Source organism: Pseudomonas sp. QD4, assembly GCF_049199125.1.
GTDB lineage: Bacteria > Pseudomonadota > Gammaproteobacteria > Pseudomonadales > Pseudomonadaceae > Aquipseudomonas.
The window spans coordinates 672,257-691,155 of the sequence record NZ_JBLZOM010000001.1 but is presented as its reverse complement, the minus strand read 5'-3'; the positions used below and the strand labels follow the sequence as shown (position 1 = coordinate 691,155).

The 18,899-nt window shown below is 63.5% G+C and carries 17 protein-coding genes; 6 read left to right on the top strand and 11 right to left on the bottom strand.

Translation table 11 applies throughout. The features are described from left to right. Positions 1–29: 29 nt before the first annotated feature. The 5 genes from ACOZJV_RS03125 (at position 30) to ACOZJV_RS03105 (ending at position 4,572) form a co-directional block, all read left to right on the top strand. Positions 30–791 (top strand): ABC transporter ATP-binding protein, encoded by a 762-nt coding sequence (locus ACOZJV_RS03125; RefSeq protein ID WP_078473378.1) that lies wholly within the window; start codon positions 30–32, stop codon positions 789–791. Positions 792–803: 12 nt separating this feature from the next. Further along, positions 804–1,283: an Lrp/AsnC family transcriptional regulator gene (locus tag ACOZJV_RS03120; RefSeq protein WP_007974731.1), complete on the top strand. Its 480-nt coding sequence runs from the start codon at positions 804–806 to the stop codon at positions 1,281–1,283. A gap of 389 nt (positions 1,284–1,672) precedes the next feature. Further along, complete coding sequence (ctlX, locus tag ACOZJV_RS03115; RefSeq protein ID WP_078473377.1) at positions 1,673–2,611, top strand: citrulline utilization hydrolase CtlX; 939 nt, start codon at positions 1,673–1,675, stop codon at positions 2,609–2,611. Next, positions 2,608–3,642: an arginine N-succinyltransferase gene (gene astA, locus ACOZJV_RS03110; protein WP_421546803.1), complete on the top strand. Its 1,035-nt coding sequence runs from the start codon at positions 2,608–2,610 to the stop codon at positions 3,640–3,642. Before ctlX ends, astA begins: the two co-directional genes overlap by 4 nt. Before the next feature lie 69 nt (positions 3,643–3,711). Then, positions 3,712–4,572: a LysR family transcriptional regulator gene (locus ACOZJV_RS03105; protein ID WP_421546802.1), complete on the top strand. Its 861-nt coding sequence runs from the start codon at positions 3,712–3,714 to the stop codon at positions 4,570–4,572. Between the two features lie 104 nt (positions 4,573–4,676). Here the strand turns inward: ACOZJV_RS03105 and ACOZJV_RS03100 are convergent, their stop codons facing one another. From ACOZJV_RS03100 to arnB, 11 genes are all read right to left on the bottom strand, one after another. Further along, positions 4,677–5,384 (bottom strand): HPP family protein, encoded by a 708-nt coding sequence (locus tag ACOZJV_RS03100; protein WP_421546801.1) that lies wholly within the window; start codon positions 5,382–5,384, stop codon positions 4,677–4,679. Positions 5,385–5,545: 161 nt separating this feature from the next. Continuing rightward, positions 5,546–6,724: an MFS transporter gene (locus ACOZJV_RS03095; RefSeq protein ID WP_421546800.1), complete on the bottom strand. Its 1,179-nt coding sequence runs from the start codon at positions 6,722–6,724 to the stop codon at positions 5,546–5,548. 157 nt (positions 6,725–6,881) lie between these two features. Beyond that, positions 6,882–8,507, bottom strand: a complete 1,626-nt coding sequence (locus tag ACOZJV_RS03090; RefSeq protein WP_421546799.1) for an ArnT family glycosyltransferase — start codon at positions 8,505–8,507, stop codon at positions 6,882–6,884. After that, positions 8,508–9,881 (bottom strand): UDP-glucose dehydrogenase family protein, encoded by a 1,374-nt coding sequence (locus ACOZJV_RS03085; protein WP_078472906.1) that lies wholly within the window; start codon positions 9,879–9,881, stop codon positions 8,508–8,510. Continuing rightward, positions 9,878–10,291 (bottom strand): 4-amino-4-deoxy-L-arabinose-phosphoundecaprenol flippase subunit ArnF, encoded by a 414-nt coding sequence (arnF, locus tag ACOZJV_RS03080; RefSeq protein ID WP_078472907.1) that lies wholly within the window; start codon positions 10,289–10,291, stop codon positions 9,878–9,880. Before arnF ends, ACOZJV_RS03085 begins: the two co-directional genes overlap by 4 nt. Further along, positions 10,288–10,632, bottom strand: a complete 345-nt coding sequence (gene arnE / locus ACOZJV_RS03075) for a 4-amino-4-deoxy-L-arabinose-phosphoundecaprenol flippase subunit ArnE (protein ID WP_421546798.1) — start codon at positions 10,630–10,632, stop codon at positions 10,288–10,290. Before arnE ends, arnF begins: the two co-directional genes overlap by 4 nt. Next, on the bottom strand, positions 10,629–12,278 hold the full coding sequence (gene arnT / locus ACOZJV_RS03070) for a lipid IV(A) 4-amino-4-deoxy-L-arabinosyltransferase (RefSeq protein WP_421546797.1): 1,650 nt from the start codon (positions 12,276–12,278) through the stop codon (positions 10,629–10,631). Before arnT ends, arnE begins: the two co-directional genes overlap by 4 nt. Then, the gene (arnD, locus tag ACOZJV_RS03065) at positions 12,275–13,159 is read right to left on the bottom strand and encodes a 4-deoxy-4-formamido-L-arabinose-phosphoundecaprenol deformylase (RefSeq protein ID WP_421546796.1); all 885 of its coding nucleotides are present in this window, start codon (positions 13,157–13,159) and stop codon (positions 12,275–12,277) included. Before arnD ends, arnT begins: the two co-directional genes overlap by 4 nt. After that, a complete protein-coding gene (gene arnA, locus ACOZJV_RS03060; protein ID WP_078472911.1) occupies positions 13,159–15,150 on the bottom strand; it encodes a bifunctional UDP-4-amino-4-deoxy-L-arabinose formyltransferase/UDP-glucuronic acid oxidase ArnA in 1,992 nt (663 codons plus the stop codon). The genes arnD and arnA overlap by 1 nt, the downstream gene beginning before the upstream one ends. Beyond that, a complete protein-coding gene (gene arnC, locus ACOZJV_RS03055) occupies positions 15,147–16,166 on the bottom strand; it encodes an undecaprenyl-phosphate 4-deoxy-4-formamido-L-arabinose transferase (RefSeq protein WP_078472912.1) in 1,020 nt (339 codons plus the stop codon). Before arnC ends, arnA begins: the two co-directional genes overlap by 4 nt. Before the next feature lie 5 nt (positions 16,167–16,171). After that, a complete protein-coding gene (gene arnB, locus ACOZJV_RS03050) occupies positions 16,172–17,311 on the bottom strand; it encodes a UDP-4-amino-4-deoxy-L-arabinose aminotransferase (RefSeq protein WP_421546795.1) in 1,140 nt (379 codons plus the stop codon). Between the two features lie 503 nt (positions 17,312–17,814). Here arnB and ACOZJV_RS03045 point away from each other — a divergent pair. Next, the gene (locus tag ACOZJV_RS03045; protein WP_421546794.1) at positions 17,815–18,747 is read left to right on the top strand and encodes a site-specific integrase; all 933 of its coding nucleotides are present in this window, start codon (positions 17,815–17,817) and stop codon (positions 18,745–18,747) included. Positions 18,748–18,899: the final 152 nt, after the last annotated feature.

The window sequence follows — 18,899 nt, the reverse complement described above, 5'->3', positions numbered from 1 at the left end:
CCGGCGGGCGGGCGCTTCAGGAGTAGCCCATGTACAAACTGACCGTTGAAAATCTCTACAAGCGATTTGGTGACAACGAGGTGCTCAAGGGCGTCTCGTTGAAGGCGCGCGCAGGCGACGTGGTGAGCATGATCGGTGCCAGCGGCTCCGGTAAAAGCACCATGCTGCGTTGCATCAACTTTCTGGAGCGGGCCGACGAGGGCAGCATCGAGCTGGATGGCGAGCGTATCGCCACCCGCGCGGCCCCCGGCGGCATGCGGGTGGCCAGCCCGGCCCAGTTGCAGCGCTTGCGCACGCGGCTGGCCATGGTGTTCCAGCACTTCAACCTGTGGAGCCACCTGACCGTACTGGAAAACATCACCCTCGCGCCGTGCCGGGTGTTGGGCGTCAGCCGCAAGGACGCCGAACAGAGCGCCCGGGCCTACCTGGACAAGGTCGGCCTGCCGCAGCGGGTCGCCGAGCAGTATCCGGCGTTTCTCTCCGGTGGCCAGCAACAGCGCGTGGCGATTGCCCGGGCGCTGGCGGTGGAACCGGAGATCCTGTTGTTCGACGAGCCGACCTCGGCGCTCGACCCGGAACTGGTGGGAGAGGTGCTCAAGGTGATCCAGGCCCTGGCCGAGGAGGGGCGTACCATGTTGATGGTCACCCACGAAATGGGCTTTGCCCGGCAGGTGTCGAGCCAGGTGTTGTTTTTGCATCAAGGACGGGTCGAGGAACAGGGCGATGCACAGATCCTCGACCAGCCACAAAGTGAACGTTTGCAGCAATTTTTATCCGGCCGTTTGAAGTGAGGGAAAACACCCATGGCGGACATCCGCGACCTGTCGATCGTGCTTGATCGGATCGATCAGGCGATCATCGAGGTGCTGCGCCACGAAGGGCGCATCACCTACCAGAAACTCTCCGAACGCGTGCACCTGACTCCCAGGCCATGCCTGGAACGGGTGCGCAAGCTCGAACAACTCGGAGTGATCCGCGGCTACGGCGCGATTCTCGACGAGAAAAAGCTGACCCCGGGGTTGTCGTTGCTGGTACTGGTGGCGTTGTCCAACCAGAGCGGGCGCGCCGCGCAGAAGGCCTTCGAAGCCAAAGTCCGCGCCTGCCCCCAGGTGCTCGAATGCCGGTTGATCAGCGGCGCCTTCGACTACAGCCTGCGCATGCGCTGCCGCGACATGGAGCATTACCGGGTGCTCACTGAAGTCTGGTTCGACGACCCCGATCTGCACATCGACAAACTGGTCAGCCACCCCGAACTGGCGATGGTCAAGACCACCATGGAGTGACCCCGTGGTCGCTGCCGCAAGGCAGCGGCTGCGCCCACGCAGTCACGCAACATTCCAGCGCCTGTCGCGCCTGTATGGCCCTTCACAACACCGCAACTCCAGCTGATCCCAGCACCGCCCGCTTATTAGTCGCTGCCCCCAGGCCCGGACCTCATTCGGATGCGGGCCCTCTGCAACATCGCACTCTGACCTGATATTCCACGGCGCCTGCGACGGCCAGCGCGGCCTGGCGGCAGCGGCTACGGGCAGCGTTTTTCGGCGCCGCCGAATCGGCTGCACGCCGGCGCGCTTTCAGCCATTTCCGGCATAGCCCCCGGCCTTATCAGCCGGGTTTTTCCGGCTCCGAGCCCGACAATGAGCGCCTCTCAACCCTCATTGATGCTGTGCCCATGCAAACCACCAATACCGTTTTGATGATTCGCCCGACGCGTTTCTCCTTCAATCAGGACACCGCCGCCAACAACCGCTTCCAGCGCCCCGCGGCAGTCGCCGAAGATGTGCAGCGCCAGGCCCTGCAAGAGTTCGACGGCTATGTCGCGGCGTTGCGCGCCGAGGGGGTGGAGGTCATGGTGCATGACGACGCCGAGGCGCCGCACACGCCGGACTCGATCTTCCCCAACAACTGCTGGAGCAGCCACCCCGACGGCACTTTGGTGCTGTACCCGATGCAGGGCCATAACCGGCGCCTGGAGCGCGATAAAGGTGTGCTCGAGCGCTTGCGCGATGCCTATCAGGTCGAACAACTGCTCGACCTGTCGAGCCTGGAGCAGCAGGAAATCTTCCTCGAAGGCACCGGCAGCATGGTCCTGGACCGCGAACGGCGGATTTGCTACGCCGGCTATTCCACCCGTACCCATGCCCGGGCCCTGGATCAGTTGATCCAGCACCTGGGCTATGAGTTGTGCGCCTTCAGCGCCGTCGACCGCCAGGGCGTGGCGATCTACCACACCAATGTGATGATGAGCGTCGGCACCCGCCTGGCCGTGGCGTGCCTGGAATCAGTGCGCGATTTGGGCGAGCGCCGGGCCTTGCACAGCCGTCTCGAAGACAGCGGGAAACAGGTCATGGCCTTGAGCTGGGATCAGCTGGAGTCCTTCGCCGGCAACATGCTGGAGGTGCACACCCGCACCGGCGAGCCGCTGCTGGTGATGTCGCGCACCGCCTGGCAGTCCCTGGATGGCGAACAGCGGCGACTGGTAGAGCGCCATGCCCGACCGCTGCCGGTGAACATCGACACCATCGAACGCATTGGCGGCGGCAGCGCGCGCTGCATGTTGGCCGAAGTCTATCTACCCAAACGTGCCACCCCTCTGGAGCAATCGCGATGATCGTGCGTCCCGCTACATTGGCCGACCTGCCGGCCTTGTTGACCCTGGCCCACAGCGCCGGAACCGGCCTGACCACCTTGCCGGCAGATGCCGGGCGCTTGCGCCAGCGCCTGGAGTGGGCTGAGAAGACCTTTGCCGGGCAAGCCGAACGCGCCGATGCCGACTACCTGTTCGTGCTCGAAGGTGAAAACGGCGAGGCCTTGGGGATCTGTGCCCTGGCCGGGGCCGTGGGCCTGCGCGAGCCCTGGTACAACTACCGCCTGGGATTGTTTGTGGCGGCGTCCAAGGACCTGGGGATCAACCAGCAACTGCCGACCCTGTTCCTGGGCAACGACATGACCGGGCATTCGGAGCTGTGCTCGCTGTTTCTTCACGCCAACCACCGCAGCGGCCTTAATGGGCGCCTGTTGTCCAAGGCGCGGTTTCTGTTCCTGGCGGAGTTCCGCGAGCATTTCGGCGACAAGGTGATCGCCGAGATGCGCGGGTTCTCGGATGAAGAGGGCGTCTCACCGTTCTGGGAGGGCCTGGGCCGGCATTTTTTCAAGATGGATTTTGCCGACGCCGACTACCTGACCGGCCTGGGCAACAAGACGTTTATTGCCGAGTTGATGCCCAAGTTCCCGCTGCCCACCTGCCTGTTGCCCCAGGAGGCGCGATCGGTGATCGGCCGCGTCCACCCCAACACCGAGCCGGCCCTGGGGATGCTCAAGTCCGAGGGTTTCGGCTTCAAGGACTACATCGATATTTTCGACGGTGGGCCGCTGATCGAGTGCGCCACCGGCGAGATTCGTGCGGTGCGTGACAGCCAGGTGCTGCAACTGAGCATCGGTACGCCGGGCGAGCAGGCCGAAACTTACCTGATCCACAATCGCCAGTTCGCCGACTGCCGGATTACCGCAGCCCCGGCCCGGGTGGCGGCCGGCACCCTGATTGTCGCCGCCAGCACTGCCGCCAGCCTGGGCTTGAACGCCGGCAGTTCGGTACGCGCGGTGAGCCTGGCGGTGCCGCAGCAGCAGCTGTCGGCAGCCTGAGCAACACCGCTGCAGCGCGGGCGGGCGAGCGCCGCTACAATGGCGCTCGACTTTTGTGTCCGAGGCACCATGGATATCGAGCTGGCCCGCACCTTTTTGCAAATCGTCCGCAGCGGCAGCCTGGTGGCCGCCGCCGAGCATCTGCACCTGACCCAGACCGCCATCAGCGCCCGGGTGCAGAACCTCGAAAGCCAGCTCAACTGCAAGCTGTTCGTGCGCAATCGTGCCGGGGCCCGGCTGACGCCCGACGGCGAAGCCTTCATTGTCTACGCCAACCGGTTGCTGCAGACCTGGGAAGCCGCCCGGCGCGACCTGCCGTTGCTGGAGGGGTATCGCAATGTGCTGCACATCGGCGGCGAAATCAGCCTGTGCAACCCGCTGATGCTGAACTGGGTGCGACGCCTGCGCCTGGCGATTCCCAGCCACGCGATCCGCAGCCAGGTGGGAGACGGCGCGAGCCTGCAGCGGCAACTGGAGATGGGCGTGCTGGATGCTGCGCTGGTGTATCAGCCGGTGTACTGGCCGGGCTTGCAGGTCGAGCAGTTGCTGGAGGAAAAACTGATCCAGGTGCGCCTGGCCGGCCAGCCCGAGCCTTATGTGTATATCGACTGGGGCGATGATTTCCGGCGTCAGCACGACGCGGCGCTGCCGGATCAGGCCAAGGCCGCGGTGGGCTTCAACCTCGGGCCGCTGGCGTTGCAATTCATCCTTGAGGGCGGTGGCAGCGGCTACTTCCGGACCCGGGTGGTGCAGAGCTACCTCGACAGCGGCGTGCTGGAACGGGTGGAAAAAGCCCCGGAATTCAGCTTTCCGACCTACCTGCTGTATGCCCGCGAGCGCGACTCCGTCGAGTTGCAACAGGCCTTCGACGTGCTGCGCGAGGTCATCGCCGGCGACAACGACTGGTCCCAGCGGTGGTCGCCTTTGTAATCACACGATGGCCGTAACCGACACGGCCGCTGCGGCGGTGGTGATGGCCAGTGCAGCCTGCGGCAGAGGCTACAGGTTGCCCGGCATACCACGATGGCGTCTGGTCAGAGTCTGGGGGCCAGCACTTCGCCGATGCTGCGCCGGCGGGCGTGGGCTTCGCTGGCGTGAATCAGTTGTTCGAGGTCTTGCGGGGTGACGTCGAAAAACTCCTGCATCTCCGCCATGGCCAGTTGCAGGTCGGCGGCGGTGATTGCCTGGCTGTCCACCACAGGCGGGTGGGCAGGGATCGCCGGCGTCGGCTCGCTGGCTGCCTTGGGGTAGCGGATACGCGTCAGGTTGTTATAGACCAGGGCGCACAGCAGCAGGCACAGCGCCCCGAGCATCGTCGGCGCCAAGGCGCGCCAGTCCAGGGCAATGGTCGCCGGGTCAGCCAGAACCAGGGTCAAGGCCAGTGCGCCGGCGGGTGGATGCAGGCAGCGCAGCCAGCACATCAGCACCAGCGCCATGCCGGCGGCGAGACAGGCACTGCCCAGGCTGCGTCCCAGCACATGGGCCGCCAACAGCGCGACCACCGCGGCACACAGATAGCCGCCCAGAATCGACCAGGGCTGGGCCAGCGCCCCGGAAGACACGGCAAACAGCAACACGGCCGAGGCCCCCAGCGGGCCGATCAGGTGCACCGCGACTTCCATGCCGAACACTTGTCCGCACAGCCAGACGCTGATCAGTGTCCCCAGGGCCATGCCAATGGCGGCGCGGCTCCATTCCGCAGGACGGGTATTGATGGCGGCAGGTTTCCAGCGTGCAAACATAAGCAGAGCAATCCAATCGACGGGCAAAAAGAAGGGCTGTCTGGATAACCAGAAAGCCCTTTAACGTTCCAACATTTGGGGGAGGAACGGGCACAGTGTGCCGCGCCTTGCTGCTGCACACAAATTCATAATGATGCTGCTTAACTGCATTAATATTGCATTTAAGCTGGGTCAGCCAAGGCCACGCGCCGGGCACTGAGGAAACACAGCAACCCACCCAGTGCAGTCAGCGCACTCAAGGCATAAAACATGGTCGGCGCCGGTGAGTGCACCAGCAGGTAACCGCAAATCACCGGGCTCAATGCACCGCCCAGGGCCGCCAGGTTCTGCGCGCCGTAGTAGCTGCCGCGCAGAGCATCGGGGGCCAGGGTGTCGATAAACAGAAACTCCGCCGGGTAAATGATCATTTCGCCCAAGGTGAAGACGAACATCGCCAGGCACCAGCCCAGCAGGCTGTCGGCCAGGCTGAAGCCGATCAGCCCGAGGATGAACAGGCCGGTGCCGACCGCAATCCAGTAGCGCAGTTGCTCACGCTTGAGGAAGCGGCCGATCTGGTACTGCAACAGGATCACGCACAAGGCGTTGCAGGCCAGCAGGGCCGCCATGGTGTCGAGGGCGCTTTGGGCGTCCGAGGTGACCAGCAGGTACTGCGACAGGTACAGGGTGAAGCGGCCATGGACGATGGTGCTGAGCAGGCAACCGGCAGTGAACATGATCAGCGTGCGGTCGTTTTTCAGGGTGACCAGGGTCTGGATAAAACTTTGCGGTTTGCTCAGGGTATCGCTGCCCGACGCCGAAGGAATGCCGCGCATCAGCAGGGTGCTGAACAGGGCGATGCCACCGGCAATCAGAAACGGTGCCAAGGGCCAGGCGCCGGCGATCACCACGCCCAGCATCGGCCCCGTGGCGTAGCCGATATTGGTCAAGGTGTAGCGCAGGGAGAAGGCCTTGGCCCGTTGGCTGATGGGCAGGTTCTCGCTGAGGATCGCCTTGGAGCCGATCAGGAACAGCGCCGAGGCGGTCTCGGTCACCACCAGAATCACGGTGGTCAGGTAGAGGTTGTGGGCAAAGGTCAGCAGCACGAAACCGACAGCACTGGAGAGCATGGTCAGGATCAGCAGCCGGCGCTTGTCCAGGCGGTCGATGATGTAGCCGCCGTACAGCGCCAGCAGGGTGGCGACAAACACCGCGATGCCCAGCAGCAGGCCGACGTCATGTTGGTCGAGGTGCAGCTTTTCGCTGAGAAACAGCGTGAGCAACGGGCTGGTGATGGCGCGGCTGATCACGATGGTCAGCGAACAGATCATCAGGCGCCGGATAACCAGGGAATAAGTAGCCACGACCGTGCAGAGTCCTTGTGCCGGATACGGGCAGCATCCGTTGAGCCGCCCTGGAGCGCCCATCACAGGCACCTTCTGTGCGCAGCCTACAGAATCCGGTGCATGGCGTAACGCAAATGCTCGTGTGCCCCGGGTCAATCACCCAGCCCCGATAGCCTCAGGGCTGGGGCGTCGAGCCTGCCGGAACGTGCAGCAACAGGTAGTCATTTTTGTCGAAGCGCCCACTCAAGGCTGGTTTCAGTTGGCCCAGGGGCGAGTCGTGCAGGCTCGGCAGCAGGTTACGGTCGATCACCACCCAGGCTGGGCCCGGCACCTGCGCCAGGCCTTGCGGCTGATCGGTGAACAGCGGTTGCATATCCTGTTCGAGGTGCACCATGAACTTGATCGCCTTGGCGTCCTTGCCCATGCCGTACAGCACCAGCGGCGCCGGGTCGCGCTGGATCAGCTGCAGCGCCGCCTCGGTGAAGGCTTGCGTGTCGTACAACTGGCGCTGCACCGGCTCGAACACTCCGATATAGCTGGCCCACACCGCCAGCACGGCGGTGTAGGCCAGGCCGACGGCTCGCCAGCGCGGCTTGAGCAGCCAGGCCAGGGCGACGGCCTGCAACAGCCCAAGCAGGATCAGCATCGGCGCCAGGTGCTCCAGTTGCTCGGGAAACTTACGCCGTAACAGCAGCAGGCCAATCAGCAACAGCCCGGGCAATACCAGCCACAGGCCCTGGATCAGGCCGCGCAGCCAGGCGAACCAGCGGCCCTGCTGAACCTGGAAGGGATAGGCCGCAACCATCGCCGCCATGGGCAGCATCGGCAGCAGGTAACGCGCCTTTTTCGCCTGGGGGATCGACAGGCCGATCATCACCACCAGTCCGGCAGCAGTGCACAGGCGCAGCAGCTTCAATGCCGGGCCCGATTCCCTGGAGCGGCCCAGCAGGACCGCGATCCACGCCAGGATCGCCAGGGGGTAGGCGAGGGCGTAGTTGCCCAGGGAGCTGGTGAAATAGTAGAAGGCATCGCTCGCGCCCTCACTGCCGTCCATGCGCCCCATGAACTGCATGCGGATCACATCGTCGACAAAGGCTTGCCCTCCGCTGAGCCTGGCCAGCCACAGCAGCAGGGCAACGCAGGCGCCCAGCAGCAACAGGGCGCTGAATCCGAAGCCGAACAGGCGCCGCCATTGGCCGTTGAGCAGGTAATAACTGCAGAGCATACCGGTGGGAATCACCAGGCCGATCGGCCCGCGAATGGCGAAACCCAGGCCCAGCAACAGGAAAATCAGCCACAGCCGGCGCGGCGCGGCGAAGTGGTCATGGGCATACCCCAGGTAAAACACCGCCAGGGCCACCGCCGCCAGCAACTGGTCCTGGGACACGGCGCGGGTTTCACTGATAAAGGTGTTGCTGAGCAACAGCAGGGCGACGCTGAGCAAGGCCCAGGTCCTGGAATAGGGCGCCAGCAGGCGGTAGATCAGGCTGACGATCAGTGCCGAAGCGATGGCCGTGGGCAACCAGGCGCTCAGGCTGCTGACCTGGCCCGAGGGCAGGGAAAACAGCCAGATCAACAGGGTCGAGGCACTGGAATAGTCAGCGTAGGGCTGGCCATAGGTGGTGGGGAAAAACCCCGGCCCGTGGCGCAGCATCTCCTTGGCGAACAGCACGAAGCGCGAGTCGAAACCGATGATCGGCTGCTGATAGACGCCGGCGCAGAACAGCAGTAATGCCAGCAGCCCCAGCCCCAACGATTGCCAGAGAAGAGTTTTCGAAGGGGGACTGGGGAGCGGATTCATTCAGGCATCGACCGTGTGCGCAGACCATTGTTGATGGGGGATAGGCAGGTTGCGCGACTCGCCCCGACCGATCGGGAAGTAGGTGAAGCCATTGCGCGCCAGGCGTTCGGCGTCGTACAGGTTGCGCCCGTCGAAAATCACCGGGGCCTTGAGCCGTTGTTCGATCAGTTCGAAATCCGGCGCCTTGAACTGCTGCCATTCGGTGCAGATCACCAGGGCGTCGGCGCCGTTGAGTACCGATTCCGGGGTGCCCATCAGCATCAGCTTCGACTCGTCGGGATACAGCTTTTGGGTTTCCTGCATGGCTTCCGGGTCGAAGGCGCGGACCTGGGCACCGGCGGCAAACAGTGAGTCGAGCAGGACGCGGCTCGGCGCATCGCGCATGTCATCGGTGTTGGGCTTGAAGGCCAGGCCCCAGAGGGCGAAGGTCTTGCCGCGCAGGTCGCCTTTGTAGAAGGCATTGATGCGCTCGAACAGCTTGTGTTTCTGCCGCTCGTTGATTGCTTCCACCGCTTGCAACAGATCGCTGGAGCAATTGGCCGCCTGGGCGCTGTGGATCAGCGCACGCATATCCTTGGGAAAGCACGAGCCGCCGTAGCCGCAGCCCGGGTAGATGAAGTGGTAGCCGATGCGGGTGTCAGCGCCGATCCCCAGGCGCACCGATTCGATATCGGCCCCCAGGTGTTCGGCCAGTTCGGCGATCTGGTTGATGAAGCTGATCTTGGTCGCCAGCATGCAGTTGGCGGCGTACTTGGTGAGCTCGGCGCTGCGCAGGTCCATGAACATGATGCGGTCATGGTTGCGGTTGAACGGCGCATACAGGTCACGCATCACTTCCCGCACTTCTTCGCGTTCGCAACCGACCACGATCCGGTCCGGACGGCGGCAGTCGGTCACGGCCGAGCCTTCCTTGAGGAATTCCGGGTTGGAGACGATATCGAACTCCAGTTCACGCCCGCCCAGGGCCTGCTCGATGTGGGCCTTGAGGGTGTCACCGGTGCCCACCGGCACTGTGGATTTCTCCACCAGGATCACCGGCTGCTGACGGTGGCGAGCCACTGCGTCGCCGACCGACAATACGTAGCGCAGGTCCGCCGAACCGTCGTCGCTGGAGGGCGTGCCCACCGCGATAAACAGCACCTGACCATGCAGCACCGCGAGTTTTTCATCGCTGGTGAACTGCAGGCGCTTGGCTTCCAGGCTGTCGCGCACAAGGCTGGCGAGGCCAGGTTCGAAGATGCTCACATGCCCCTGTTGCAGCAGCTTGACCTTGTTCTCGTCGATGTCCATGCAGATGACATCGTGGCCGACTTCAGCCAACACGGCGGCCTGTACGAGACCGACGTAACCACTTCCAAATACGCTGATTTTCATGGGGTATTCCTGGGACTTGTCGCGGGTGCAGATCGAGAGTTGATGGTAATCACGCCGAGGATGACCAAGGCCACCCCCAGGCTTTTGGAAAGCGTGAAGGGTTCATGGAACCAGGGCAGGCCGGCCGCCAGCAGGTACACCAGGGCGTAGCTGATGCTCAGCAGCGAATAGGCGCGGCCCAGGGGCAGGTCGCGCAGGGCCAGCAGCCAGCACAGCATCGACAGGGCATAGGCACAGATGCCTGCCAGCACCACGCCCAGGGCCACATAATCAATGCCGCCGCTGCCCAGTGCGTCCAGCCATTGGGCCGGCTCGGGCAGGCGGGTCATGCTCCAGCGCATGCCCAACTGGGCGGCGCTGACCAGGCTCACACTGCCCATGGCAAAGGCGAAACCGCGGGACCGGCTCATGCGTGGCGACTCAACAGCAGTACCCCGGCAATCACCAGCGCCACGCCCAGCCAGTGACGGCGGTCGATGTGCTCGCGAAACACGAAGTGGGCAATCAGGGTAATCAATACAAAGTTCAGGCTGAGCATGGGGTAGGCCACGCCCACTTCCATGCGTTGCAGTACCAGCAGCCACACCAGCAGGCCCAGGCCGAGGCTGAACAGGGCCATCCATAGCCAGCCTGAACGCAGCTTTTGCAGGGCGCTGGAAGGGCGGTCACGCCAGCTTTCAACGGCAAACTTCTGCGCCACCTGGCCCAGGCAGGTCAGCCCGCAGGCCAGCAATAGAAGCACCAGGCTCATGGCTGGCTCTGGGGAATGATGAAGATCACGATATTGCCTTGCTCGTAACGCTTGGCGTCCTTGGGCAGCAATTCGACTTCATGGGCTTCGTCACTGCTCTTGACCCGCATCACCACGCCGATGGTGCCTTGCTGGCGGTTTTCGGCGATCCATGGCTGGACCTGATTCAGGTCGACCTTGCGCGCGGCGGTGTCTGCATAGCCCAGGCCGTATTTCACTTCGCCTTCGGTGTTGTATAGCGTCACGTCGGCGCGGCCCAGACGCCAGGCCAGGGCCGATGCGGCGCCCAGGTCGTTGCTCAGCAGGGCCTTGGCCTGACCCAGTTCGGCGACGTGGTCGATGATGAACTGGTCGGGAATCTTGTTGTAGACCACCTTGTTCGGCAGGGCCGCGGGGGCCAGGGCCACCAGCAGAAAGCTGCCCAGGGCCGGCGCCGCCCACAGCGACAAAGGGCGCATGGCCTGCAGCAGGTTGCTGAGGATCCAGCCCAGCAGCACCACGTACACCAATACCAGGTGCTGGGGCTCGTCCACATACACCGGTTTTTTCAGCTGGAAGTACACCAGGGCCAGCAGTCCCAAGACGCCGGCCACCAGGTTGAGCACACCGTTGCAGGCCAGGAGTCGGGTCTTGCCGGCGGCCAGGCGGTCCATCAGGGTGTTGCCCATCAACAGTGCCAGGGGCAGCAGGCACGGCAGGATATAGGCCGGCAGCTTGCCTTTGCTCAGGCTGAAGAAGGCCAGGGGCAGTACCAGCCACAGCAGCAGGAAACCGCTGCTGTTCAGGCGCCGCTGTTGCCAGGCCTGTTTCAGGCTGGCTGGCAGCAGCAGGACCCAGGGCACGCTGAAACCCACCAGCAACGGCAAGTAGTACCACCAGGGCGAGGCGTGCTGGGCATCGTCCCCGGCAAAGCGCCGGATGTGCTCGTGCCAGAAGAAGAAGCGCCAGTAGTCCGGCTCCTGGGCGTGCACCGCCAGGGCCCAGGGCAGGCTGATCAGGATCGCGACCAATACGCCGATGCCGCCGTAGATCAGCAGCGAGCGCAGGCGCTTCTGCCAGACCGCGTAGGGCAGGGCCACCAGCACCGGCAGCAGCCAGGCGAGAAAGCCCTTGGTCATTAAGCCCATGCCGCAGGCCAGGCCCAGCACGACCCAGGCCAGCACCTGGCCGCGTGGGGTGCGGCAATCGAAGGTAAACCACAGCGCCACCAGGCTCAGGTTGACCCAGAAGGTGAACTGCGGATCGAGGTTGGCGTAGCCGGCTTGCGCCGCAACCACGGTAAAGCTCATGTAGAGCAGGGCGCTGGCCAGGCTCTTGCGCGGATCGTTCCACAGGCGCCGGGCCAGCAGATAGGCCAGGACCACGCTGAGGCCGGTGCTCAGGGCCGAGGCCACGCGCACGCCAAACAGGTTGTCGCCGAACAGCGCCTGGCCGATGGCGATCATCCAGTAACCGGCCACCGGCTTCTCGAAGTAACGGATGCCCATGAAGTGCGGGCTGGCCCAGTTGCCACTGTGGAGCATTTCCTGGCTGATCTGCGCGTAGCGGGTCTCGTCCGGGATCCACAGGCCATGGGTGGCCAGCGGCGCCAGGTAGAACAGGCCGAAGGCAATCAGCAGTAAGGGCAGGGCCCAGTGTCTACTCATGCGCCCTGTACTCCCAGCCAGCCTTCACGGCCTTCGAGGGCGCCGCGCACCACCTGCCCCTGGGGCAGGCTGGACAGATCCGCGGGGAGCAGTTGCCCCAGGGGTTGGAACTGGATGTCGCGTTGCTGGGCACTGGCCAGCAACTGACGGAAATCATTGGCCATCAGAATCCCTTCTACCTCGGCATGAATGGTGTAGGCGTTGAGCTTGTCAGGGCTGAACCGATCCAGAATAAACGCGTTGAAATCCTGCGCTGCCACCACCGGCCCGACCACTTCATCGAAGGTCGGCAGGTCCACCGGGATCTGCGGCGCACCAAGGCTGCCGTCCGCCAGCCGCGGCTGGAAGATCGAATCGCCACGGCAATCGCTGTTGTAGCGCAGGCCGAAGGTCTGCTTGGCCTCGATCACACGCTCGTCGGCACGCCAGCCGGCGCTTGCCGAACAGTCGACGCGCTGGCCAAGAATGTCATTGAGAGTGTCGAGACCCTGGCGGACCTGCTCGATCAGTTGCGCCTGGCTCCAGCGCCCGGCGTTGGCCTGCCAGCCATGGTGATCCCAGGCGTGCAGGCCGACTTCATGACCGGCGGCCAGGGCCTGGCGCATCAGATGCCCCAGGTCGCGGCCAATGGGTTTGCCCGGCCACGCGGTGCCGGCCAGCAGGATGTCCCAGCCGTAGAGCCCCGCAGCATTGGAACGGAGCATCTTCCACAAGAACTGCGGACGAATCAGGCGCCATAAATGGCGCCCCATGTTGTCCGGACCGACGCTGAAGAAGAAGGTCGCCTTGACCCCGGCTTCATCCAGCAGTTCGAGCAATCGCGGCACCCCCTCACGGGTGCCACGATAGGTGTCGACATCGATGCGCAGACCTGCCTGCATCAACGTTTGTCCGCAATTTCGAGCATGGCTTCACGCAGGAAGAAATCCAGCGTATTGCCGATGGTTTCGCTCATCTCCACGGTCGGCTCCCAGTTCAGCAGGCGCTTGGCGTTGGCGATGCTTGGCTTGCGGTGCTCCACGTCCTGGTAACCGGCACCGTAGAACGCCTTGCTCTCGACATCGCGGAAGCCGGCGAACGGCGGGAAGTTGGCCCGCAGCGGGTGGGCTTCGAACTGACGCAGCAGCTCTTCGCCGAGCTGGCGGATGCTGGCTTCGTTGTCCGGGTTGCCGATGTTGATGATCTGACCGTTGCAGGCGTCATTGTCGTTGTCGATGATCCGCGCCAGGGCTTCGATGCCGTCGGCGATGTCGGTGAAGCAGCGTTTCTGCTCGCCGCCGTCGAACAAGCGGATCGGCGTGCCTTCCACCAGGTTCAGGATCAGTTGGGTAATGGCTCGGGAGCTGCCGATACGCGCCGAATCCAGGCGGTCCAGGCGCGGGCCCATCCAGTTGAACGGACGGAACAGGGTGAAGTTCAGGCCCTTGGCGCCGTAGGCCCAGATCACCCGGTCCAGCAGTTGCTTGGACACCGAGTAGATCCAGCGCTGCTTGTTGATCGGGCCGACGATCAGGTTCGAGGTGTCTTCGTCGAAGTTCTTGTCCTGGCACATGCCATAGACTTCGGAGGTCGAGGGGAAGATCACGCGCTTGTTGTACTTGACGCAGTAGCGCACCAGCTTGAGGTTTTCCTCGAAGTCGAGCTCGAACACACGCAGCGGGTTGCGGGTGTATTCGATCGGGGTGGCGATGGCCACCAGGGGCAGGACCACGTCGCACTTCTTGATGTGGTACTCGATCCACTCCGAGTGGATGCTGATGTCGCCTTCGACGAAGTGGAAGTTGGGGTGGCTGCGCAGGCGCTCGATGGCGTCGGAGCCGATGTCCAGGCCGTAGACTTCGTACTTGTCATCACGCAGCAGGCGCTCGGACAGGTGGTTGCCGATAAAACCGTTGACCCCCAGGATCAGCACCCGGGTCCGGCGTGGTGCACGACCGGATTCCGCGCCGCGCAGCACCGAGCCATCCACCAGCCCCAGCTCGTTGGCCAGTTGCGGGCCGCTCAGGTACAGGCCGTTTTCATTGCGCTGGCCGGCGTTGATCACCAACGAGTCCTGGCCGCAGGCGATGCGCAGCGGGTCGACACTGATCACCCGGCCCGGGGCCAGGCCTTCATTGCCCTTGACCACGTCGGCGCTCCAGACAATCAGCTTGTGCTCGCCCACGGCGCAGAACGCGCCCGGGTACGGCTTGGTCACGGCGCGAACCAGGTTGAACAGCTGCTCGGCGCTGTTCTTCCACAGCAGCTTGCCATCAGCCGGGGTACGGCGGCCGAAGGTGGTGGCCTTGGACTCGTCCTGGGCGGTCTCGCTGATTTTGCCCTGGGCCAGCAGCGGCAGGGTGTCATGCAGCAGGCTGGAAGCGGCGTTACGCAGTTTGGCGTGCAGGGTCAGGGCGGTGTCGGTGCGGTCGATGGCCACGCGCTCCTGGGCAATGATCGCCCCGGCATCGGCGCGCTTGACCATGCGGTGCAGGGTCACGCCGGTTTCGGTTTCGCCATTGACCAGCACCCAGTTCGCCGGAGCACGGCCGCGATAGCGTGGCAGCAGCGAGCCGTGCAGGTTGAACGCACCTTTGCCGGCGGTGGCCAGCAGGGCTTCGCTCAGCAGGTTGCGGTAATAGAAGGAGAACAGGTAGTCGGGGTTGAGCTTGGCGATGCGCTCGATCCACAGCGGGTGGTTGGCGTCTTCCGGCGCATGCACCGGGATGCCCTTGAGGGAGCACAACTGGGCCACGGAGCCGTAGAAGGTGTTTTCTTTCGGATCGTCGGCATGGGTGAATACCGCGGCTATCTCGTAACCCGCGGCGAGCAGGGCTTCGATGCCGGCACAGCCGATATCGTGGTAGGCGAAGACGACAGCTTTATTGCTCATGGCGAAACCTGATCAGAGAGAGTGGAAGTAAGACCGTCGACAGTGACAACGGGAGCAGGGGCGGCAGGTTGACTGCGCAAGACTTTTTCGATGAAGAAGCGTGGCCGGGCACGAACGTCGCTGTACATGCGCCCCAGGTATTCACCCAGCAGGCCCATGCCGATGAACTGGCCACCGGTGAATACGAAGAGCACCGCGAACAGCACAAAAGTGCCGTCGCCCGCCCATTCGGCACCAAACACCAGGCGCAACAGGATCAGGGCAAAGGCGAACAGCATGCCCAGCGCCGCCATGCTGAAGCCGATGATGCTCAGCAGGCGCAAGGGGGTCGTGGTCATGCAGGTGATCAGGTCGAACATCAGGTTGACCAGACGCATCGGGCTGTATTTCGAATCGCCGTGCTCGCGCTCGGCATGCTCCACCAGGACCTCGGTGGTATGGCGGGCAAAGCTGTTGGCCAGGATCGGAATAAAGGTGCTGCGCTCGCGGCAGGCGAGCATGGCGTCGACGATGGTGCGGCGGTAGGCGCGCAGCATGCAGCCGTAGTCGCTCATGGCCACCCCGGTGGAGCGCTGCACCGCGAGGTTGATCAGCTTCGACGGCCAGCGGCGGAAGGCCGAGTCCTGGCGATTGTTGCGCACCGTGCCGACCACGTCGTAGCCCAGCTCAGCCTGGGCCACCAGGCGCGGGATTTCTTCCGGTGGGTTCTGCAGGTCGGCGTCGAGGGTAATCACCACATCGCCACGGGCCTGTTCGAAACCGGCCATGATCGCCGCATGCTGCCCGTAGTTTCGGTTGAGGATCACCGCTACCACCGGGCTGCCTTCGCGCTCGGCGGCGGCTTGCAGGATGTTCGCCGACTCGTCGCGGCTGCCGTCGTCGACCAGCACGATTTCGAAGTCGTGCTTGAGCAGGCGACAGGCTGCTTCAGTGCGCCGCAGCAGTTCGGGGAGGCTCTCTTCTTCGTTGTAGACCGGGATCACGATCGACACGAACTGAATCGGATAAGGTTTCAAAGGCTTCAGTCCAGGAGGGTGGCAATGGCACCGACGACCCGATCGACATCGTCGAGGGTCATGTCGGGGAACAATGGGATCGAACACAGGCGTGCCGAGTTCCATTCGGTATTGGGCAGTTGCACGTCGGGGAAGCGCTGGCGGTAGTAGGTGTGCAGGTGGGTGGCAATAAAGTGGATGCCGCTGCCGATGTTCTGTTCCTGCAAGCCTTTCATGAACGCATCGCGGTCGATCCCGCAGCGCTCGGCATCGATGCGCAGGATAAACAGGTGCCAGGCGTGCTGCTGCGGGTAGGCGGGCAGGTGCAGCGGTTGCACCGGGAGGCCGGCCAGGCGTTCCAGGTACGCCTGGGCCAGGGTCTCGCGCTGGGCGTTGATCTGCTCCAGGCGCTTGAGCTGGACCAGGGCGATCGCGGCATTGATATCGGCCAGGTTGTACTTGAAGCCGGGCTCGATTACCTGGGCCTGGGGCTTGCGACCGTGGGTCAGGCGGTCATAGGCATCCACACCGAGGCCGTGGAACTTGAGCATGCGCACCCGATCAGCCAATGCCTGGTTATCGGTGGTGAACATCGCGCCTTCGGCGCAGGTCATGTTCTTGATCGCGTGGAAGGAGAAAATCGCCGTGCCCTGGGCGCCGATGGCCCGGCCACGGTACTGAGTGCCCGCGGCGTGGGCGGCGTCTTCGATCACCGGGATCCCGTGCTTGTCCGCCAAGGCGTAGAGCGGGTCCAGGTCAAAGGCGGCACCGGCGTAATGCACCGGGATGATGGCCTTGGTGCGCGGGGTGATGGCGGCCTCGATGCGCTGGGCATCGGTCATCAGGGTGTCGGGGTCGATGTCGACAAACACCGGGGTCGCCCCCAGCAAGCAGATCATGTTGGCGGTCGAGACCCAGGTCTGGGATGGAGTGATGACTTCGTCGCCGGGGCCGATGCCCAGGGCCAGCAGGGTGATATGCATGGCGCCGGTGGCGGAGGACAGGGCGACGGCATGCTGGCAGCCGACCCGTTGTGCAAATTGGTGTTCGAGCTCCTGGTTTTGCGGGCCGGTGGTGATCCAGCCAGAGCGCAGAACCTGCTCTACAGCGGCGATCTCTTCATCGCCAATACTCGGGCGTGAGAAAGGTAGGAAAACCTGATTCATGCAGACCTCGGGGTGAAAAAGTGTCAGGAGTCAAACAAAGTCGAGGACGCGGTGCGCGCCGTAACCGGTGTGTGGCGAGGAGGGGCATGTACAGTCATTCAGTCTCATCCATAAGTCAGCGCGACGTGGGAATTCATGCTCTGTTGCAGTAAAGACCATAGCGGCCAAAAGTAAATGTAGATCAAGGTGTTATCTTTTCAATTGGAGGAATGACTTGCATTACGCTTCAGGCTTGAGAGTGGATTCAGGTTAAGCGGAAAAATGTGAAACGAATATGAAAAAAAAGCCAACGCGGCGTTTATCTTTGACCTAGACAGCTAGTGTTCAGACTTTGCCCCGCGCCGACTTCAAATGGATGCCAAGGCCCACGCCAAGCCCTTTTGGCAAATACCTGAACCCCCCTTGCGGCGATGGATTCGCGCTTGAAACCTTGCAACCCGGATTGAATCCGCTCAACGTGAACCGCCTGAAAGTTGAACGTGCTTCACGTTCGCCCCACCGCCATGACCCGGACAAAAGAGCACCCCTTGCACGCTGCCAACCCCTTGACCCTGTACCTCGCCCGACTGGCGCCATCGAGCCAGTTGACCATGCGCTATGTGCTGCAGGATGCCGCCGACCGCCTGGGCCACGACCAGAGCAATATCGAAGACCTTGCCTGGCACCGGTTGCAGCCCGCCGATGTGATCGAGTTGGTGGCGGCGCTGCGCAGCGACGGTTACGCGCCCAACACCTCGTCGTTGTACGTCAATGCGTTGCGCGGGGTGATGAACGAGGCCTGGCGCCTGAACCTGATCAGCCAGGAACATCTGCTTCGCATGCGCTCGGTCAAGCCCATGGCCGGGACGCGGCTGTCCCAGGGGCGCAACCTCAAGCGCACGCTGATTCAGGAGTTGATGGCGGCCTGCGCGGCGGATCCGCGGCCCCAGGGCCTGCGCGATGCGGCGATCATCGCGGTGCTGTATGGCTCGGGCATGCGCAAGTCGGAGTCGGTGAACCTGGATCTGGCCCAGGTCGATTTCGACGAACGCAGCCTGCAGGTGATCGCCAAGGGCAACAAGCAGTTGATCAAATATGCACCGCAGTGGGCGTTCGCCAAGCTCCAGGCCTGGCTCGATTACCGCCGTTCGCAGTTACCACCGGGGCAGGAGGATGATCTGTTCCTGTTCAACCGCATCCGCCGGGGCAGCCATATCTGCCGCGAGCGCCTGACCAAACACGCGATCTACTACATCGCCCGGCAACGTGGGGCCGAGGTCGGGGTGCGGATCATGCCCCATGACTTTCGCCGCTCGTTCATCACCCGGGTGATCGAAGAACATGACCTGTCGATTGCCCAGAAGCTGGCGCACCACACCAATATCCAGACCACGGCCAATTACGATGTGCGCGACGACAACGAGCGGCGCCGGGCCATCGACCGGTTCGATCTGTAGTCGCAACAGTTCTGGGCCAGCACGGTGGTTGTGAGGACCAGCGCAGCCTCGCGGGCTCGCAGCGGCTACAGCTGTAGCCGCTGCCATAGGCTGCACTGGCACCGTCCAACAGCGCAAACACCCCTGACACACGTTGTGTCCCAGAGCGCCGC

What these genes read in the sequence shown, in the direction of transcription:
- ACOZJV_RS03125 (WP_078473378.1), top strand. Translation starts at nt 30, where the DNA reads ATGTACAAACTGACCGTTGAAAATCTCTACAAGCGATTTGGTGACAAC.
- ACOZJV_RS03120 (WP_007974731.1), top strand. Translation starts at nt 804, where the DNA reads ATGGCGGACATCCGCGACCTGTCGATCGTGCTTGATCGGATCGATCAG.
- ctlX (WP_078473377.1), top strand. Translation starts at nt 1,673, where the DNA reads ATGCAAACCACCAATACCGTTTTGATGATTCGCCCGACGCGTTTCTCC.
- astA (WP_421546803.1), top strand. Translation starts at nt 2,608, where the DNA reads ATGATCGTGCGTCCCGCTACATTGGCCGACCTGCCGGCCTTGTTGACC.
- ACOZJV_RS03105 (WP_421546802.1), top strand. Translation starts at nt 3,712, where the DNA reads ATGGATATCGAGCTGGCCCGCACCTTTTTGCAAATCGTCCGCAGCGGC.
- ACOZJV_RS03100 (WP_421546801.1), bottom strand. Translation starts at nt 5,384, where the DNA reads ATGTTTGCACGCTGGAAACCTGCCGCCATCAATACCCGTCCTGCGGAA.
- ACOZJV_RS03090 (WP_421546799.1), bottom strand. Translation starts at nt 8,507, where the DNA reads ATGAATCCGCTCCCCAGTCCCCCTTCGAAAACTCTTCTCTGGCAATCG.
- ACOZJV_RS03085 (WP_078472906.1), bottom strand. Translation starts at nt 9,881, where the DNA reads ATGAAAATCAGCGTATTTGGAAGTGGTTACGTCGGTCTCGTACAGGCC.
- arnF (WP_078472907.1), bottom strand. Translation starts at nt 10,291, where the DNA reads ATGAGCCGGTCCCGCGGTTTCGCCTTTGCCATGGGCAGTGTGAGCCTG.
- arnE (WP_421546798.1), bottom strand. Translation starts at nt 10,632, where the DNA reads ATGAGCCTGGTGCTTCTATTGCTGGCCTGCGGGCTGACCTGCCTGGGC.
- arnT (WP_421546797.1), bottom strand. Translation starts at nt 12,278, where the DNA reads ATGAGTAGACACTGGGCCCTGCCCTTACTGCTGATTGCCTTCGGCCTG.
- arnD (WP_421546796.1), bottom strand. Translation starts at nt 13,159, where the DNA reads ATGCAGGCAGGTCTGCGCATCGATGTCGACACCTATCGTGGCACCCGT.
- arnA (WP_078472911.1), bottom strand. Translation starts at nt 15,150, where the DNA reads ATGAGCAATAAAGCTGTCGTCTTCGCCTACCACGATATCGGCTGTGCC.
- arnB (WP_421546795.1), bottom strand. Translation starts at nt 17,311, where the DNA reads ATGAATCAGGTTTTCCTACCTTTCTCACGCCCGAGTATTGGCGATGAA.
- ACOZJV_RS03045 (WP_421546794.1), top strand. Translation starts at nt 17,815, where the DNA reads ATGACCCGGACAAAAGAGCACCCCTTGCACGCTGCCAACCCCTTGACC.